Here is an 18,266-nt window from a genome sequence, read left to right as displayed (position 1 = left end):
TTATCCTCTGAAAATGTCAAAAGGCTCGATTCTGAGCACCTTGCGCACGCCCACATAACTTGAAACCCCTGCGATCAAAAGCACCAGGCCAAATGCCAGGCCCAGGTTCCAGTACGTGATGATTGCTGCATAGTTGGGTAGATAGCTGCGTGCGATTGAAATCATCAGTGTGACCAGGCCGACACCGAGCCCATACCCCGTCAACGCGGTGAAGGTCGCCATGAAGAGGATCATGTAGATCAGCTCACGCCCTTTTGCACCGATGGCCTTGAGGGCCGCAAACTTGTCCAGGTTCTCTAGAATAAAGGTATAGAACGTTTGTCCAGAGATAGATAAACCGACCAGAAAACTGATAACGGTCATCATCAATATGTTGGTGCCCACCCCTGTCTGGTAGACGTAGTAGTCGGTAATGCGTTGGTTGAACTCTCCCCTGTTCAAGGCGACATAGCCCAATTGCGCAACCTGCTGCTTGATCACCGCCTCTGCGGCTTTGCTCTTGGGTTCCAACAGAATGTAAGACACGGTGAAACGGGTGGTCGGGATGTATTCGATGGCTCGCCGGTAGGTCGTGTAGAGCGTGGGTACACCGGTCAAGCCACTGGTCAACACCTTGGCAATGCCGACGATGGTGCCGCGGTGGTCGTTGAGTTCGAAGGCGGTACCGATCTTGGGACTTTCCAGTTTTGAGTATTCGGCATCGTGAACCACGACGAATGCGTTTTCTGCATAGATGTCCTCGATAGTACCCTGCTCGAGCTCCGGTCGACCGAACAGGCTGGTATCGTCGAGGCCTATTACGCTGACTGGCTGATAGGTGCCACTGGCCAGTTTGACCTGGGCGCCGCCAATGAACACCGGCACCGCATAGCGGACCTGCTCCATGCTGCGTACGGCGTCGAGCAGATAATCCGGCAGAGGAATGACACTGGTCGGGGTATTAACGGCCGGGTCCATGATCCACATCGCCGCGCCGATATTGGTCACGGTCGAGTAGGCGCGGTTGAGGATGCCGGCAAACATGGCCGTCATCTGCATCATCAGGAACACCGAGAAGGTAATCCCCACCAGCAGCGCTGAGAACTTGGCCCTGTCATTGACCAGCAGCCTGAAGCCGATTCGAAGGATGCCTGGGTACTTCATGGCTGCTGCCTGTTCTCGGTCGAGGCCGGGGCGTTCCACCAGCCGCCCCCCAATGCGACAAACAGCCCAACAGTATCCTGATATCGTTGAGCAAGCGCTTGCAGATACGCAATGTTGACTTGATGAAGCTGTACATCGGCTATCAGCAGATCCAGGTAGGTCACCAGACCGGACTGATAGTTTGCTTGCAGCAAACGCAGTGCCTCCTCAGCAGCAGCTTGTGCCTCAGCCTGCTTTTGCAAGGCTTGCGCATCGAACTCCAGGGCCTTTAATGCATCTGCAACTTGTGCGAATGCGTCGAGTACGGTTTGCCGATAGTTCGCCGTCGCCTGCTGATAGGCATTGATGGCAGCTTTACGACCAAACCACAGGCTGCCTGCGTGAAACAGAGGAATGTCGACTGATGGCCCGACACTCCAGAACCGCCCCCCGCTTGCGAACAGTGAGCCCATGTCCGAGCCTGCGGCACCATAGGTTCCCGTCAGGCTGAAACTGGGAAACATCGCAGCGGTTGCTACGCCAATGTCGGCACTGGCCCGGTGCAGCTGTGCTTCTGCGGACAAAATATCGGGTCGCTGTCGTACCAGTAAGGACGGTAGGCTGACTGGCAAATCGGTGGGCAGTGAAAGCCCCGTCAACACGATGTCAGGAAGCCTGGCTTCACTGGGTGCAACGCCCTCCAGGGTCGCGAGCAAATGCTCTGCCTGGCTGATTTTCTGTGCCAACGCCGGCACCAAGGCCTCATTGCTGGCAATCAGGCTGCGCAAGCTGAGAATGGCTGAAAAGGGGGCGGTACCGCTATGTACCTGTACTTGAGTGGTCTGCAGTTGTTGCTTTTGTAGCGAGATCAATTGCTCCGTTGCGTGCAATTGTGCCGCGTAGGCCGCACGAGCGATTGCAGTATTGACCACATTTGCGGTGAGCGTGAGGTAAGCCGCTTGGGTCTGCCAGGTTTGATAATCGACCTCCGCCTGCAGCCCCTCCACGCTACGACGCTCTCCTCCAAAGACATCAAGGGTGTAACTGATCGTTCCACTCAGGGTGACTACGTTGAAAATCGATCCGTTTGTTGTCAGCCCTGGTTGCAGAGGCGCATTGCGCTCCCGGGTCGCACCTGCATGCGCATCAAGGTGTGGATAGAAGACGCCATAGCCGGCCATGAGTGTGTTCTGGCTTCGTCGCAGGCTGGCTTCGGCAGCCTGCAGCGTCTGGTTGTTGGCAATGGCTTGGTGAACCATCGTATCCAGCGACGCAGACTTGAATAGCCGCCACCAGTCGGGCGCGACTGCTGCACCTGACAGAAAGTGTTGTGCCTGGCCCTGCGCCGGGAGGGTGGCGGCTACTGGATCAGGGATATAGGTGGTCTGCGACGGTGCGGCTGGACGCGAGAAGTCGGGGCCAACCGTACACGCGCTCACGACCAGCAGTCCCATGGCGTAAAACACCCAGGCAAAAGGATGCAGGGAGTGATGCACGTTGGACTGACACATCATTTCTGCCCTATGAAGACATCCACCAACTGCCCCGGATACACCATTGGAAGGTCTTTTTTCTCAAACCGGAACAGGACCGGCAACACCCGCAGGTCGACTTTCTCCTGGCGCTGGTTGGACAACTGAATTTTCGGCGACACATACGGTTGCACGCGGACGAACTCCAGGGGCACCTTGATATCCGAGCCATGAATCAACATTTGTGCCCGAATATGCTCGGGGGCCGGCAAACGGGCGATCAGGATCTCATCGACATAGCAGCGCACTGCCAGGTGGGTCTGTTCAGCACTCATCACCACTAGCGGGCTGAATTGCTGGATGTAGGTGTCATAAGCGCCCTGAGAAGATACGTAGCTGCCTGCAGTAGTATTGATGGCCAGGATCACCCCATCCACCGGGGCCTTGATCACGTATTGCGCAAGCGAGGCATTTGCTGCCTTGAGAGCAGCCTGGGCCTGGGTCGTGGCATTTTTTGCAGTGTCCAGCGTGTCCTTGCTGATGGATTTCGGATCGAGCCTGTAGGACGCCAGGCGCTTGGTGTATTGATCCTGAGCGGTTCTCAGGTTGGCCTGTGCCAATTCAACGTTCGCCCTGGGCACAGCGTCGTCAATGGCTACCAGAGGCATGTCGCGAGTGATCACCTGCCCTTCGTGCACCAGTACTTGTGTGACTGGCCCGGAAACCTGCGGATAGATCACGATGTTGGAGCCGCCGGACTGCTCGCTTTCGATAATGCCGTTAGCATAAATGGCGGTTTCGTAGGGACTGCTCGCCGGTGCAAAGGCAGGCGGCAAGGCGTGAGGTGTGCGTCCGAGCAGGTAGGCGGCAACCAATCCGGCCAGCACCCCGATGACCGCTAGCACGAACAGTAATCGGTTCCTCATGGTACAGGCCGATCAGACTCGATAATACGACCGTCTTCCATGTGGATGATGCGGTCGGCGTACTCGTTGATCCGTACATCGTGAGTGACGATAAGAATGCAGCGCTGCGTGTTGAGTATCTTCGACTTCACAAAGGCAATGATCATCTTCCCCGTGTCGCCATCAAGGGACGCGGTAGGCTCATCGAGAATCAATATTTGCGGGCTGCCAATGATTGCGCGAGCAATGGCTACCCGCTGTTGTTCGCCGCCAGACAGCTTGACTGGACGAATGTCACCTCGCCCCGTTAGGCCCACCACTTCCAGGCTTCGATTCGCCTGCACGATGGCATCGTCCCAGTCGCAATGTTTGAGGATCAACGGAATCGCGACGTTTTCGGCAGCGGTCAATCGCGCAAAAAGGTGATAGTCCTGAAACACGAAGCCAATGCTATTGAGGCGTAACTCGGCCAACTGGTCGTTGCTCAAGGCCCATATGTCTCTCCCGTTGATATGCACCGTACCGGAATCAGGCTTGAGGATGCCCGAAATCATGCTGAGCAGCGTGGTCTTGCCGCTCCCTGACGGGCCGACGATAAACACCATTTCACCAAACTGTGCGACCAGTGACACATGGTCGACAGCCTTCATTCGCGCGTCCCCTTCCCCAAACCATTTGGTCAGGCCGCTTGAGACAATTGCCGGATGAGCGATAGAAACAGTTTGATCTGAGCTCATGAACTGATCCCGATCGACCTATCTAGCCAAGGGTATTGGCAGTCATCAAGCCCTGATGCCGCTATGTACCATTAATACTGCGGCAGGACGATCTCCAGACTGGAAGGCGTCTGCCTCAGGGGCTTGGCAACAGCGCCGATGAGTGCGTCAGTTCCATGATAGTGCACACGGGGCGGAACTATGACAAAGCACCACTAAATGTCACTGCACCTGGTTGCGTCCATTGCGCTTGGCTTTGTACAGCGCGTCATCGGCGCGCGTGACCAGGCTTTCCACGCTGTCACCGCTTTCGGCAAAGGCCACGCCAAAAGAGGCTGTTACCGTGTCGAGCAGTTCATCGGTGCTTCGTGTCTTGATGCGCAGCGTCCGGATTTTCAGGCGCAACTGCTCAGCGAAGGCATAGACGCTATCACCATCGGCACATCGCTGCAGGATGATGCAGAACTCTTCTCCACCATACCGTGCCGCTATGCCATGGGCAGGAAGCGCGTTACGTAGCAATTGGCCAACATGTTGGAGTACGCGATCACCTAGCGGATGTCCATATTGGTCGTTGAATTGCTTGAAGTGGTCGATGTCCAGCATGACCAATGCAACACCTTGAGGCTCGTTGCCGAGTGCTTGTTCCAGCAAGCGGGTGAAGGTGTTTCGATTGAGTACCTGAGTCAGGCTGTCCATCGTAGCCGCAAGCTGAACCCGCTCAAGTTTAGCCCGTAGGCTTGTGATCTCGTTTTGGGCTGCACGGAGCTGGGAGAGGAAAAGCGTTTGCTGGTCCTGTATGAGCTGGGTGCTCTGTTGCAACTCGCTTAGTATGCTGGGCAACGCGATCGGTTCATCAAGCATCTCAATGCAATGTTCCAGGCTGGCCTGGAAGTTGAGATTGATCTTGACGCTATTCGAGACGTCACGCTCCATGTCGTCAACCAGATCGATAGCTTGCTGTTGCCCGGCATGAGCCGCCTCCAGCTCATCGCGAATGATGTAGTCGCGAAAGAGTTTGGTGGCTGAGTCAGCAGGGAAACTGCCGGCCTCTTTGACGAGCCGATCCAGTTGGTGATTGAGATCTGGCTCGTGGCCTCTACAGTATGTATACCAAAGCGCGTAATGCACCGGATTGGGTGGAATGCCGTGACGCATCATCAAGGGTACCGCTTGCTTCAGCAGGGCCGCCGCCTCTTGGGTGTCCTCCGGGTACAGCGCTAGAGCATTAGCAAGCCTTTCTGATTCTCTCATCACGTCACAGTCGTTGTTTGTTATCGACGAGAATATACAACAAGAACGGTGTAACTATAAGCCTGAAGCATCCAGAAGCAGGTGCGCTTTTGTGCCTGATCAAGGCCGTCACCTCTCGTGCCGAGTCCCCTGTGCGCCCTTCTCTGTTTAGCGGTTGCTGCTGCGCTGGAATTTTCCTTAGGCGCTAGGTAGCATGCGAACACCTGATGTAGCACAACTCAAGCGCCTCTATAAAGCAGTATGCTGCAGTTCTATGGGTGATGAGGTATGGGTCTAGTGACCCACAATAAAAACAAGAAATGCAATGCGACGGCAAACCGTCCCCGACGCCTCAGTGGCTGGCATTGCAGATCAAGGTGATTGAGCATGCTGTACACAGGCTTGGCCAAAAACTCCACTTTGCGTATCTACGGCCCACAGGCCGGGCGCAGCCTTGCACGGCTGGAGCAAGCGCAGAGTGCTCAGCCTAGGCATTTCGACTGCCTGCACTTGCGGTACACCTTGTCTAAATTCTCTACCACGACTCAACAAGCCGGGTGCTCACCTAAGCCCTGTCGCTGGGCCAACGCGTTCAAGGGGACCTCCAGCTGTTCAATACTGGCTGCACTCCCGGTATCGACTACCCTCTTTCAGTCAACCAACCAATCGTTCAGCGCCCTCCGCACCTTGCCCAGCAAGGCTAAACGGCCTGTTGGCGTTCCTGGGTTAATTTGCTGCGATAACAAAATTTTAACAATTTTGTGACATTTTTTTTCAGAGCTCTCGCAAAGCATCTCGGCCTGCCTGCTACCAGGTGTACAGCATGCGTTTCGACAAGGAATAGCAAAGGATGAAGGTCACTGTTTTTGGAACCGGCTACGTCGGTCTCACACAAGCTGCATGCCTCGCAGAAGTAGGGCATTCGGTGGGCTGTGTGGATGTCGATGAGCGGCGGATTGCATCTCTGCTTCAAGGGCACTGCCCTATTTTCGAGCCTGGCTTGCCGGCTTTGCTGGAAAAAAACCTTGCCTCAGGACGGCTCAAGTTCACCAATGACGCCGCGTTGGCTACCGCCTGTGCCGATACCGAATGGCAGGATTTCCGCGTCCTGGACCTGGAGCAGGTTCCTCAAATGCTTGCTGACCGAGTGGTGTTTGACGGGAGAAGCCTGTTTGAACCCGAGCACATGGCCGCCGCAGGCCCTGCCTACTACGGCATAGGACGTGGCCGGGTGGACAGCGAATGACCGTACTGATTACAGGCGCAGCAGGTTTCATTGGCTTCCACACAGCTAAACGCTTGTGCGAGCAGGGTATCGACGTTGTAGGTATCGACAATCTCAATGACTACTACAGCGTTGAGCTCAAGCGTGACCGCTTGAAAGAGCTATCCGTGTTTGAAAACTTTCGCTTTCAAACCATGGACATTGTCGACAAGCCGGCGTTGCTTGCCTTGTTTGAAGCGCACGGCTTCACCGAGGTCATACACCTGGCTGCACAGGCGGGCGTTCGCTACTCCCTGGATAATCCGGATGCATACGGCTCGTCGAACCTGGTCGGTTTCCTGAATGTGCTTGAGGCCTGTCGGTATCACATGCCCCGGCATTTGATCTACGCTTCCAGCAGCTCGGTCTATGGTGCGAATGACAAGCTGCCGTTCTGTATAGAGGATGCGGTCGATCAGCCGGTGTCACTTTATGCTGCCAGCAAGCGTGCCAATGAGCTGATGGCCCATAGTTACTCGCACTTGTTTGGCATCCAGGCCAGTGGCCTGCGCTTCTTTACGGTCTATGGGCCGTGGGGCCGCCCGGACATGGCGCTGTTCAAGTTCACCCGGGCAATCCTTGAAAACCAGCCGATCGATATCTACAACAACGGGCAGATGTCGCGCGACTTTACCTATATCGATGACATCGTCGAAAGCATCGTGCGCCTTCGGCTCAGACCGCCTTCGTGGCAGCCGCCAACGAAGGATGTCATCACACCGTCGGTTCCAAGCAAGCTTTACAACATCGGCCGTGGCATGCCGGTAAAACTTCTGGACTTTGTTGAATGCCTTGAGTCTGCCTTGGGGATCGAGGCAAAACGCAACATGTTGCCCATGCAGGCAGGCGATGTGGAGAAAACCTGGGCAGATGTTTCGGCACTGGCCAAGTGGGTCGATTTTTCGCCTTCCGTTACGGTTCAAACGGGCGTCGCTGAATTTGTGAGGTGGTACCGAAACTATTACCGAATCTAGGCAAGGCACAACACCATAGAAATAGTTGCGGGAGCGTCATGAGCAATAACATTTACATCTCTGTGCTGATTCCAGCAAAGAATGAAGCGGCAAACTTGCCTCCTTTGCTGCACGAAATTCGTGCGGCGCTCGATGGCGAAGCCTACGAAATCATCGTTGTCGACGATGGTAGTACCGACAACACGCTGGAGAAACTGCGCACGCTTAAAAGCAGCGGTTTCGATCAGTTACGGATCTTGCACCAGGCGCGTTCACTCGGGCAGAGCACATCGATCTATCACGCAGCACTGGCCGCGCACGGGCATTGGCTGGTGACGCTCGACGGTGATGGCCAGAACGATCCTGCTGATATTCCCAGCATGATTGCACTGGTTCGCGGCAGTGAAGGCGATGCCAACGGCATCAAACTGGTTGCCGGGCACCGGGTGAACCGTCGTGACACGGCCAGCAAGCGCTGGGCTTCGCGATTCGCCAACGGATTGCGCAGCCGCATGCTCAAGGACGCCACGCCTGATACGGGCTGCGGGCTCAAGTTGATCGAGCGCGCCGCCTTTTTGCGCCTGCCTTACTTCGATCACATGCACCGCTACATTCCAGCGCTTATCCAGCGCAACAAAGGCCGAATGCTGGTGCATCCAGTCAATCACCGCCATCGCCAGGCCGGTACCTCGAAGTACGGCAACCTGGACCGCGCCCTGGTGGGGATTCTCGACTTGCTCGGTGTCTGGTGGTTGATCCGCCGTACCCGTTTCGACGCCATCCCCCAAGAGGTGGACGTATGAACATTACTCGCGAAACACTCTGGCTCATCCTGGGCTTTACCGGACAGGTTGTCTTTACCGGGCGTTTTTTGCTGCAGTGGATCTATAGCGAGGTCAAGAAGCGCAGCCTGATTCCAGTAGGTTTCTGGTACCTGAGCATCCTCGGCAGTGCGCTGTTGCTGGTGTATGCAATCTACCGGCAAGACCCGGTGTTCATCGCCGGTCAAGCCTTCGGCTTTATCGTCTACCTGCGCAATCTGCAACTGATTGCTCGAAACAAAACGCTTAAGGAATAAGCCTGGTGCGCATGTTCACCTCCCACAGGACTGAACGCTTGGCGTTCGCCCTGTTAGCCCTTGTACTGGTGGGCGCCGGCCTCGGTTTGCGTCAGCCAATGAATGTCGATGAAGAGCGCTTTCTGGGGGTCGCCCTGGAAATGCTCCAAAGCGGCTCGTGGTTCATCCCACATCGTGCGGCTGAAATCTATCCTGATAAACCGCCATTGTTCATGTGGGCGGTTGCGTTTTTCACGTGGCTGACGGGCCTGCCAAAGATCGCACTGTACCTTCCCGGGCTGCTCTCGGCAGCCACCGCCACGGTGGTGCTGCATGATCTCGGGCGCCGCTTGTGGAATCGCCGGGTGGGTCGTATCGCTGCCCTGCTCTTCCTGGCCACTTACCAGACCTACAGTATCTTGCGTACTGGCCAGATCGACAGCTTTTTGTGCCTGTGGGTAGCACTGGGCATGTATGGGCTGGTCCGCCATCTATTGCTGGGACCTGCCTGGGGCTGGTTCTACCTGGGTTGTGCGGCGATGGGCTTTGGTGTGATCAGTAAAGGTGTCGGGTTTGTCCCTGCGCTGATGCTGATCCCCTACTTCTATGCCGTACGCAAGGGCTGGAAAGGTGTGGTAGCCATGCCCGGGCAAGGGCCGCGCTGGTGGCTGGGGTTGCTGGTCATGCTGCTGGCCATCGCGGTCTGGCTGGTGCCCTTGGTGGTTACGGCGGTGTTGCACGGCGGTGCTGCAGAACTGGCCTACATCAAGGAAATTCTGTTGCGCCAGACTGCTCATCGCTACGCCAGCGCATGGGATCACCGTGAACCGTTCTGGTACTTTTTCGTCAAGGTGATTCCGCAGTACTGGTTGCCGATGTTCCTTGCCTTGCCGTGGCTGGTGCCCGCATGGCGTCGGCAACTGCTCAAGCACGACGGGCGTGTGCTGGTGTTGTTGGGCTGGGTCATTCTCGTTGTGCTGTTCTTCTGCCTGAGCAGTGGCAAACGCAAGCTGTACATCTATCCGGCACTGCCAGGCCTGGCCCTGGTCGCCGCCCCGCTGGTGCCCTGGTTGCTGCGTCGCTGGTTTGGCCAGCGCCCTATGGGACGCAAGATTTTCACCGTGGTTGCGGTGCTCTGGTTCGGCCTATGGTTTGCCCGCGGTTTCGTCGAAGCCCACAAGGAAGGTCGCAACCCCCATGAAACGCTGATGAACGAGACAGCGGCACTGACCCAGGGGGCCGATCTGGTGCTGGTCAATTGGCGCGAGGGGCATTGGTTGTTCGCGAAGCAGCCGATCATTCACTTCGGCTTTATCGATGCATCGACGGTCGACCAGGCCGCCTTGTGGTTGCACGAGCATCCCAACGCCTATGCGTTGGTACCGGCCAGTGAACTTGAACGCTGCTTCCTCGCGGACAAGGCACGCAAGCTAGGTGAAACGTCGCGTGCGCAGTGGTTCCTGGTGGGCGCAGATGCCGATAACGGTAGTTGCCGCCCGGCACCACCGGCCAACGTGTACCGCTTCAGCTGGCACACCAGCACCCTGTAATTACCTTGATTTGATCACCAGGCCGTTAGCGGCCTGGCTACCTCATATTGCCTGGAGATTGACACCGTGATTTCGGATACAGGGAAGACAGCGCGTTGGCTACCGCTTCGCCGAACACCAAGGTTGTTTCGCGTGTTACTGCTGTTGATCGTGCTGGTGTTGGTCTATGCCGCATCGTCCCGGTTTTTTATACACCAGCAGATCTACGTCCATTTGCACAACGCCTGGACGGGCAACACTGCGCCGGGGCAGAACATCTGGCTGCCTGACTACAAGGTAGCGATTGATGGCAAGGTGGTAGAGGGTACCCTGCGAAACCTTTCGGGTATCACCTACGACTACGATCAGGACCGTCTGCTGGCGATCACCAACAACACGCCGATGGAGTTGCTGGTGTTGAGCAAGGCCGGCGAAATCGTCAGTCGCTACCCACTCGTGGATTTCAAGGACACCGAAGGTCTCGCTTACCTCGGACACGGTCGTGTAGCGGTGGCCGATGAAGACCTGCAACGACTCCATGTGATTACCCTTCCGGCAGAGGCAGGCCCGATCAAGGCCGATGACTCTCACTTCATCAGCCTGGAAATCAATCTTACCAACACAAACAAAGGGTTTGAGGGTGTGACCTATGATGCCGAACATGATCGTTTGTTCGCCATCAAGGAGCGCGACCCTCGTCAGTTGTTTGAAGTCACAGGGATGATCAACTCGATAGCGGCGCCACTGAAAATAAAAGTAGCGGACCTCACCTCGTGGGTGGACAGGAGTGTCTTTGCCAGAGACCTGTCTGACGGTTACTACGACGCTACCACCGGCCACATGCTGATTCTGAGCGATCAATCGAAATCCATCACCGAACTGGACCGCGACGGTAACTTTGTCAGCATTCGTTCGTTGCGCGGTGGCATTACCGAGATGAAGGACAGTGCACCTCAAGCCGAGGGTATGACCATGGACGGTGACGGCAACCTGTATGTCGTGAGCGAGCCAAATCTGTTCTACCAGTTCAAGAAAAAGTAAACACACCCGACGCGGCTGTTTGAGAGGTTTGCACATGAAGTTTGCTGCCGGCAACGCGACACGCACCTTCACCATCATGGCTTTAACGCTGGTCTTGTTGTTGCTGTTCTGGGGCTTGGGCAGCATACCTTTCCTGAGTGTGAACGAGGCGCGCCGCGCCGTGACGTCTCGGGAAATGCTGGAAACCGGTCAATGGCTATTGCCCTACATGAACGGTGACCTGTACTTGTCCAAACCGCCCTTCTTCTATTGGTTGGCGCTGATCTCAACTCAAGTGTTGGGGACGCTAAGCGAATGGAGCCTGCGCCTGCCTTCGGCCTTGTTTGCTGCACTGAGCTGCGGGGTTGTCTACTGGCAGGGCTCCAGGCTGGGGGGGCGCCAGGTCGGTTTGTTCGCCTTGGTGTTCCTGGTGGCCAATGCTGGCTTCAGCCTGTTTGCACGCCGCGCCGAAATTGAAATGACGCTGACCGGGTTGTGCTTCCTGGCCTTGTTTGCCGCCTGGCAGTACCTGTTTTATGAGGGGCGCAGGGGCTGGGTATGGCTCAGCTATGCCCTGTTGGGGTGTGCACTGCTGACCAAGGGGCCGGTTTGCCTGTTGTGGGTGACAGCACCGATTCTTGCATTTGCATTGATTACCCGTTCAGGGAAGGCCAAAGCCTATCTGTGTGACGGTTGGGGTTGGCTGATTGCATTGGCCATTGGCAGTTCCTGGTACCTGGCCGTCTCGCTGCAGGAAGGTTGGGGTATTTGGGCGGGCATTCTGAACGAAGACATTGTCAAGAAAATCTCCGGCCAGGGTGCCGAAGCCTGGTACGCCTATCTGTTGTACCTGGCCGGCGACTTTTTCCCATTCTGGCTGGTGTTGCTGGTTCAACCGCGCCGCCTTTGGCAGAGCCTCCGTGCGCGCCCTGAACTGATGATGTTGTTGTGCTGCAGTGTGCTGCCCCTGCTGCTCTTTTCATGCTTTACCGAAAAACACGCCAAGTACCTGCTGCCTACCTACCCGGCCATTGCATTGCTACTAGCCTGGCAATGGAACGAGGTGTTGTCGCGTGTGAGCAATGCCCGGTCCAAGCTGATGAGGGTATTCCCGCTCATCGTACTGCTGGGCTTTACCCTGTTTTACATGGGGTTCGAGTACCGTGCCTTCTCCCATCGGGTAGCAGGGTTCCCACAAATCAGTAGCGCCGCGGCGGCTCATCCCGGGTTGCCTGCCTACACCCTCGCCCCACCCGACATGCGCCTGGTCTACTACATGGGGCGTCCGGTCGCAGTGATCAGTGCTGAACAGGCACTGGCTCACACCGATACCCCGGGTTTGCTGTTTGTTCAAGCACCACTTCCAGTGGCGCTCAATGCACTACAACCCTGTGTACTGGCTCAGATTGACCCCTACCTGAAGCCCAAACGCAGCGCACTGTTGATCGGCCTTGGAACGGCCTGCCCCAAAGCGCCCGTTTCTGTCACACAGTGATACTACAATCGCGTTGCTCTGCCTGGGCCTACCGGGCGGGGCTGCGCGGTTGAGTGGTCAACGGTTCACTGGTTACTGAGCTGTAGTCCTTTTCACACACCTTTCACACCCGTTTGACGAGTCATTTCTCCCTGCGCCCTTATCTTCGCTGCTCAACGCTATTTCGTGATGTTTAGTCGTCCCATCAGGAACATTTGCACTGGAGTTGCATGATGCTGCATGCAGTGATTGGCCGGGCAGAAGCCCTCCCCCTTGCGGTACGCCGGAAATATGCGCGATTACTCATGCTCGCGGGAGGGTTGATGGTGACCGCTATAGTAGGCGCCCTGGCTGTCTGGTTCTTGGTTTGGTCCCATGTGCCCGATCTCAGCGTCAACGGCGCCATGGCCAAGGCCGGTGTCTATGAAAGCTGGAAAAGGGGCGAAGTTATTGTCCTGATACGTCACGCTGAACGCTGTGACCGCTCTAAGGCTCCCTGTCTTGGCGCGCCTGAAGGCATTACCGTCAATGGTAGCCAGGCGGCGGTACAGGTTGGCAAGGGGCTCAAGACACTCGGTCTTGCGCAAACGGATATTTTTGCCAGTCCTTTGCTAAGGACTCAACAAACGGCTGATTGGATTGTCGGGCATTCGGTCGCCACCCAAGACTGGTTGAAGTTGTGTGGCAAGGGGTTCGCCAGCGATGTACTTGAGCACAAGACACCCAATCGAAATCTGGTACTGATCACCCACAGCGGCTGCATTGATCAGTTTGAGCGTCAGCAGAATGTACCCGGTGGTGAACGCTCGTTTGCCTATGCGCAGGCCTTGTTTGTTTCCGTTTCCGATAAAGGCCAGCCTCGAATTCTCGGCAGTATTTCGGCTGATGAATGGCAAAAAGTTGAGCAACAGGTGAGGAACTAGGGATGCAGGCTGTATCGCGTAGAGCGTTCTACCAGGCCAATGTGGGCTATGTCCTGTTGTTTGCCTTGGCTGTATTGGTGTTGTTCGACCTGATAGATCTCGACCGTTTGCTCAGTGACCTGCTCTATGATCCGTCGACCCGTGTGTTTCCGCTGCAGCACAGTGTACTGTTTGAGAAAATCACCCATAAATGGGCCAGGGTGATTCCTAACTGGACAGGAGAAGTGGCGATCATCGGTTCGGTGCTGTCGTTTATCTGGCCTCGCCTCGCCGCTTATCCTCACTCACGGGTGACCACGGTTCTGGAAACTGTTCGCATTGCGCCAGTGCTTCGCTTCACCACCCGCTACCGTCGTGACTTTCTCTTTGTTGTACTGGCGTTCGCGTTGAGCACCACCGTGATTCACTACCTGAAAAGTCATACTGGCATTTACTGCCCCGTTGAAACCAACCTTTACGGCGGCAAGGAAATTCGCAAGGAATGGTTCGAGAACTTCACGTTGTGGCAAGACGCAGGGCCCGGTAGATGCTGGCCCGGTGGCCATGCTTCCGGTGGTTTCAGTATGCTGGCCCTTTACTTCATTGCTCGGCGTTACCGTTGGGCGCACGCCAGGAAAGTGCTCGTGGGGGCCCTGCTGTTAGGGCTCGTTTTTGGAACCACCCGGGTGCTGCAAGGCTGGCATTTCATGTCTCATACCTTTTGGTCTGGGATTTTCGTCTGGCTAAGCACGTTGATGGTTGCACTGGCGCTTTACGGCAGGGAGCGTTTGTCGCTGCCACTCCGTGCGCCAGCTTCCGGGCAAGCAGATGACGGCACGGTGAGTGCCTCACTGGTTGCATCGAGCCCGGAAAGTCCGCTCCGTTCGTCAATCTGAGGCAGTCGCCCTGAGTCTCCGGAAGGCCAGGCAGCGGCAGGGGCTCATGCTACCCCTGCTGTATGCCTGCACTCGCACAAATGGGTGAAACACCCTAACGGCCTACCCGGAAGTGGGGACTATTCCCTAGGTGTGGCCAACGCGCTTCAGCCCGCTGTTGCAAAGTGTTGCAAGTATTTGGAAATACTGATCTTTAAACCCGTCGTAATTCTGGCCCGACCTTTGCTGTGGATCCAAACAATGAGGCAAAGCGCTATCTAGGTAGATAGCCGCCACATCCACGCAGCAAGAGGTGGGGCAGACACGATGAAAATCACAACCGTGGTGAGTTCACCCAAGCACTATTTTCTACTGTCGGGCGTCGCGGCCATGTTGCTATGCGCCGGGACGCCCTCCGGGGTTGCGTCGTCACTCGATGATTTCGACCCCCCGCCGCCAACCGACCCATCAGCCTATACCAACCCGCCTGACGATCCCGTCGCAGCGTTGGAAGCCTTGAAAACCATGCCCGAGGCCAATGAGGGATCGCTTGAGCTGCCCGATGGGGCGTGGGGCGATAGAACTACGCCAACGGTCGAGAACGTTCTGCCGCCCTTGCAGCAAACGTCGAACCAGTACCCTACCAACGGCAAGCCAAGCCCTCTGTTCGGTGCAGAACCCTATACCCAACAGTTGCTCCTGTTCGAGGAGTTCGGGCCAGAGAAGCTTGACCCGTCTACCCCAGCACCCGACCTTACCTTTCCGGTTCCAACCAAGGGCCCAGCCCCTGCACAGGACCCGAACAATGTTGCGCGCAGCGGTCCCGCAGGAACCGCACTGGAAGCGTTCCTGAAACAGCCGGGTTTGTATCCATACCCCTCGCAGTATTCCAATGTGCTGGACCGCAATCCCTGGAAGGCACAAATCGAAGCGTTCCTTAACCGCAATTCGGTTGGCTCACCAGCAGAAGGACGCCCACCGGGAAAAGGCTGGTCTCACCAACGCTGGAATGAGTTTTACCCGCAGGCAGCGTTCAAGACGGCGCAAGCAGGCGCGCGAATCAACCTGGGCCTGCGTGACCGTAAGCAATTGCATGGCTACTCGGTGGGCGAATTCGCTCCCGGCGGGCTTTACAACCAGACATCCGACATCCCCAACACACTGGGGACTACCCGTGGGATCGACACACGTTTCCACCCCAAAATGCCACTGCAGAGCCACAAGTCCCTCTGGACGTTCGACGGTACCTTTCCGCCCAAGCTGCTGATGGTTCGTTATGGCCAACCCATCCTGATGCGCCACTACAATGCCCTGCCGATTGATCCGTCGGCGAACGGTGGATTTGGCCTGCACACAATCTCGACGCACGAGCACAACGGTCACTCGCCAGCAGAGAGCGACGGTTACGCCAATGCCTACTTTTTTCCAGGTCAGTACTACGACTACCGCTGGCCCGTGCAACTGGCCGGTTACGACACAATCAATACCCGTGCCCAGGATCCCAGGGCAGCGTTCCCCTGCTCACCTGGTGAAACGCTCTTCGTCAACGATGCCTCGCCTGGTCTGAAAACCTGCGAAAACGGCAGCATCAAGATTCGTGGCGATTGGCGTGAAACCATGAGCACTCATTGGTTCCACGACCATATGCTCGATTTCACAGCGCAGAATGTCTACAAAGGCAACGCAGTGATGATGAATTACTACAGTGCCCTTGACCGCGGCAATGAAGCGCTAGAGGACGGGATCAACCTGCGATTCCCCAGTGGCTCCGCAATGCCTTGGGGCAACCGCGACTACGATGTCAACCTGGTGGTCGCCGACAAAGCCTGGGATGAGAATGGCCAGCTGTGGTTCAACCCGTTCAATTCGGACGGTTTTCTAGGTGATCAAGTGCTGGTCAACTGGCAGTACCAGCCGCGTCTGAAAGTGCGGGCACGCAGCTACCGCTTCCGGATTCTCAACGGCTCTGTGTCACGCTACTTCAAGTTTGCCGTGGTACGCGAGATCCAAGGGAGCGGCGGTGAGTTCAAGGGGCCCTCCGGCTCCGGGGTGTCTTACAGCCGGGTGCCCTTCCATATGATCGGCAATGACGGAAACATCATGGAGCATGCTGTACCGTTCGACGGCAGCATGGACCTCAACGGCGATGGCGACAAGCAGGACCATAACGGGATTCTTCCGACCCAGGCCATCGCCGAACGTTACGACATCATCATCAATTTTGCGAAGAACGGGATTAAAACCGGTGACAAACTGTACTTCGTCAACCTGATGGAGCACGCCACCGGAAAAGGTCCGAACAAAGACCCGATTCCGCTGGCGGATGTCCTCTCGGAAAAATACAAGGCAGTGATCAAGCAAACCAGCAAAGGTCCGGAGTGGGACAATGGAGATCCCGCTGTAGGTAAGTTCCTTCAATTGGTCGTCCAACCTTACAGCGGGCAAGACCTGAGCATGGACCCTGTTGCCTACGAACCGGCCAAGCCGGGTAAACCCGCAGGCAAGAAGATGATTCCGCTGTCAATCAACCGTGATGACGCTGCCGATCAGGCCAAACTCAAGCTTGCACGGCACCGCGAATTCATCTTCGGTCGCTCCGACGGTACCGACACGGCGCCCTGGACCATCAAGACCGACGGCGGGTTCGGCTACAGCATGGACCCGCGCCGCATCACCGCAGCGATCCAGCTCGCCAACGGCCCCAGTGATGGCGGTTTCAGTGGCGACGGTAGCCTTGAGGTGTGGAAGATCAAGAATGGTGGTAACGGCTGGAGCCACCCGGTTCACGTGCACTTTGAAGAAGGCACCATTCTCAGTCGTGACGGCAAGGCGCCACCTGAGTGGGAAAAATGGGCCCGCAAGGACGTCTATCGTATCGGTGCAGAAAAGGACAGTTCGATTGATGTGGAAGTCGCCATTCGTTTCCGTGAGTTCGCAGGCACGTACATGGAGCACTGCCACAATACCCAGCACGAAGATTCGTCGATGCTGTTGCGATGGGATATTGAGCACCCTGGGCAGTTCCAGCTGATGCCGACGCCTCTGCCGGGTTGGGATGGCGTCGAGTATGTCAGCTCTGCTGCACTGCCGACTTTCCGCAGCTCATCCAGTGGCTCGGGTGATGGACAGAGCAGCAACAAACCACCAGTGGCCAACAATGATAGCGCCGCCACCAGCGGTGGTACGGCGATCACGCTCAATGTACTGGCCAACGACAGCGATCCGGACCGCAACCTGCCATTGACTGTCAGTGGTTTGAGCCAGCCGGACTCTGGACGCGGCAGTGTCAGCACGGATGGCAGCACGGTGACTTATACCCCGCCCGCCACGGTCACCGAGCCGTTCATTGCCGCTTTCACCTATGAAGTGCGTGATGCCCTGGGCGCAGTGTCGTTGGCACCGGCCACCGTGAGCGTTGCAGTGGCAGCAACACCGGTCGCTGAAGAGTTGCAGGTGACTAGCGCCAGTGTGGTTTCGCGTAGCAACAATCGCTACACCTGGGACCTTGCCGGGACGACATCACGTGGGGCTGGCAATACCATCACGGTGACGGCCTCGACCAGCAGCGGGCCGCTTGCCTTGGGCTCCGCCACCCTGAGTTCTACCGGCACCGGAGCCCGGTGGCGCCTGTCGGTCACCACAACAGGCAGCGGCCCGTCGCCCAACCCGACCATCACTGTGCGTTCGGCGTTCGGTCAATCCATTACGGTACCGATAAGCACGCGTTGAACTGAACAACGTCCC

General features: G+C 56.7%; 14 protein-coding genes and 1 pseudogene. 10 read left to right on the top strand and 5 right to left on the bottom strand.

The genetic code is table 11. The features are described from left to right. The 5 genes from IE038_RS02465 to IE038_RS02445 all read right to left on the bottom strand — a co-directional run bounded on the left by IE038_RS02465 (position 1) and on the right by IE038_RS02445 (position 5,469). Entirely contained in the window at positions 1-1,182 is a 1,182-nt protein-coding gene (locus IE038_RS02465) for an ABC transporter permease (protein WP_229775590.1), read from the bottom strand. Further along, the gene (locus IE038_RS02460; RefSeq protein WP_163939813.1) at positions 1,140-2,633 is read right to left on the bottom strand and encodes an efflux transporter outer membrane subunit; all 1,494 of its coding nucleotides are present in this window, start codon (positions 2,631-2,633) and stop codon (positions 1,140-1,142) included. Before IE038_RS02460 ends, IE038_RS02465 begins: the two co-directional genes overlap by 43 nt. Beyond that, entirely contained in the window at positions 2,633-3,520 is an 888-nt protein-coding gene (locus IE038_RS02455) for an efflux RND transporter periplasmic adaptor subunit (protein ID WP_163939812.1), read from the bottom strand. The genes IE038_RS02460 and IE038_RS02455 overlap by 1 nt, the downstream gene beginning before the upstream one ends. Next, entirely contained in the window at positions 3,517-4,149 is a 633-nt protein-coding gene (locus tag IE038_RS02450; protein ID WP_229775589.1) for an ABC transporter ATP-binding protein, read from the bottom strand. The genes IE038_RS02455 and IE038_RS02450 overlap by 4 nt, the downstream gene beginning before the upstream one ends. Before the next feature lie 288 nt (positions 4,150-4,437). Then, positions 4,438-5,469 carry a GGDEF domain-containing protein gene (locus IE038_RS02445; RefSeq protein ID WP_189395053.1) on the bottom strand — a complete coding sequence of 344 codons (1,032 nt, stop codon included), beginning with the start codon at positions 5,467-5,469 and terminating at the stop codon, positions 4,438-4,440. Positions 5,470-6,298: 829 nt separating this feature from the next. Between IE038_RS02445 and IE038_RS25155 the strand changes: the two are divergent. The 10 genes and pseudogenes from IE038_RS25155 to IE038_RS02395 all read left to right on the top strand — a co-directional run. Continuing rightward, positions 6,299-6,520, top strand: a pseudogene (locus tag IE038_RS25155) (UDP-glucose 6-dehydrogenase); the annotation flags it as partial. 170 nt (positions 6,521-6,690) lie between these two features. Beyond that, positions 6,691-7,686: an NAD-dependent epimerase gene (locus IE038_RS02435; protein ID WP_163936707.1), complete on the top strand. Its 996-nt coding sequence runs from the start codon at positions 6,691-6,693 to the stop codon at positions 7,684-7,686. Between the two features lie 38 nt (positions 7,687-7,724). Next, on the top strand, positions 7,725-8,468 hold the full coding sequence (locus IE038_RS02430; protein WP_163936704.1) for a glycosyltransferase family 2 protein: 744 nt from the start codon (positions 7,725-7,727) through the stop codon (positions 8,466-8,468). Continuing rightward, complete coding sequence (locus tag IE038_RS02425; protein WP_163936701.1) at positions 8,465-8,743, top strand: lipid-A-disaccharide synthase N-terminal domain-containing protein; 279 nt, start codon at positions 8,465-8,467, stop codon at positions 8,741-8,743. The genes IE038_RS02430 and IE038_RS02425 overlap by 4 nt, the downstream gene beginning before the upstream one ends. Positions 8,744-8,754: 11 nt before the next feature. Further along, positions 8,755-10,272 (top strand): ArnT family glycosyltransferase, encoded by a 1,518-nt coding sequence (locus IE038_RS02420; RefSeq protein WP_229775588.1) that lies wholly within the window; start codon positions 8,755-8,757, stop codon positions 10,270-10,272. A gap of 51 nt (positions 10,273-10,323) precedes the next feature. After that, positions 10,324-11,292 carry an SdiA-regulated domain-containing protein gene (locus tag IE038_RS02415; protein ID WP_407682237.1) on the top strand — a complete coding sequence of 323 codons (969 nt, stop codon included), beginning with the start codon at positions 10,324-10,326 and terminating at the stop codon, positions 11,290-11,292. A 34-nt stretch (positions 11,293-11,326) separates the two neighbouring features. After that, positions 11,327-12,766 (top strand): ArnT family glycosyltransferase, encoded by a 1,440-nt coding sequence (locus tag IE038_RS02410; RefSeq protein WP_229775587.1) that lies wholly within the window; start codon positions 11,327-11,329, stop codon positions 12,764-12,766. Between the two features lie 209 nt (positions 12,767-12,975). After that, on the top strand, positions 12,976-13,668 hold the full coding sequence (gene pmrG / locus IE038_RS02405; RefSeq protein WP_163937070.1) for a lipopolysaccharide core heptose(II)-phosphate phosphatase PmrG: 693 nt from the start codon (positions 12,976-12,978) through the stop codon (positions 13,666-13,668). Between the two features lie 2 nt (positions 13,669-13,670). Beyond that, a complete protein-coding gene (locus IE038_RS02400; protein ID WP_163937067.1) occupies positions 13,671-14,543 on the top strand; it encodes a phosphatase PAP2 family protein in 873 nt (290 codons plus the stop codon). A gap of 306 nt (positions 14,544-14,849) precedes the next feature. Beyond that, on the top strand, positions 14,850-18,251 hold the full coding sequence (locus IE038_RS02395; RefSeq protein WP_189395052.1) for an Ig-like domain-containing protein: 3,402 nt from the start codon (positions 14,850-14,852) through the stop codon (positions 18,249-18,251). The last annotated feature ends 15 nt before the right edge of the window (positions 18,252-18,266 follow it).

Source organism: Pseudomonas laurentiana (assembly GCF_014648275.1).
Taxonomy (GTDB): domain Bacteria; phylum Pseudomonadota; class Gammaproteobacteria; order Pseudomonadales; family Pseudomonadaceae; genus Aquipseudomonas; species Aquipseudomonas laurentiana.
This window is presented reverse-complemented; position numbering and strand designations above follow the sequence as displayed.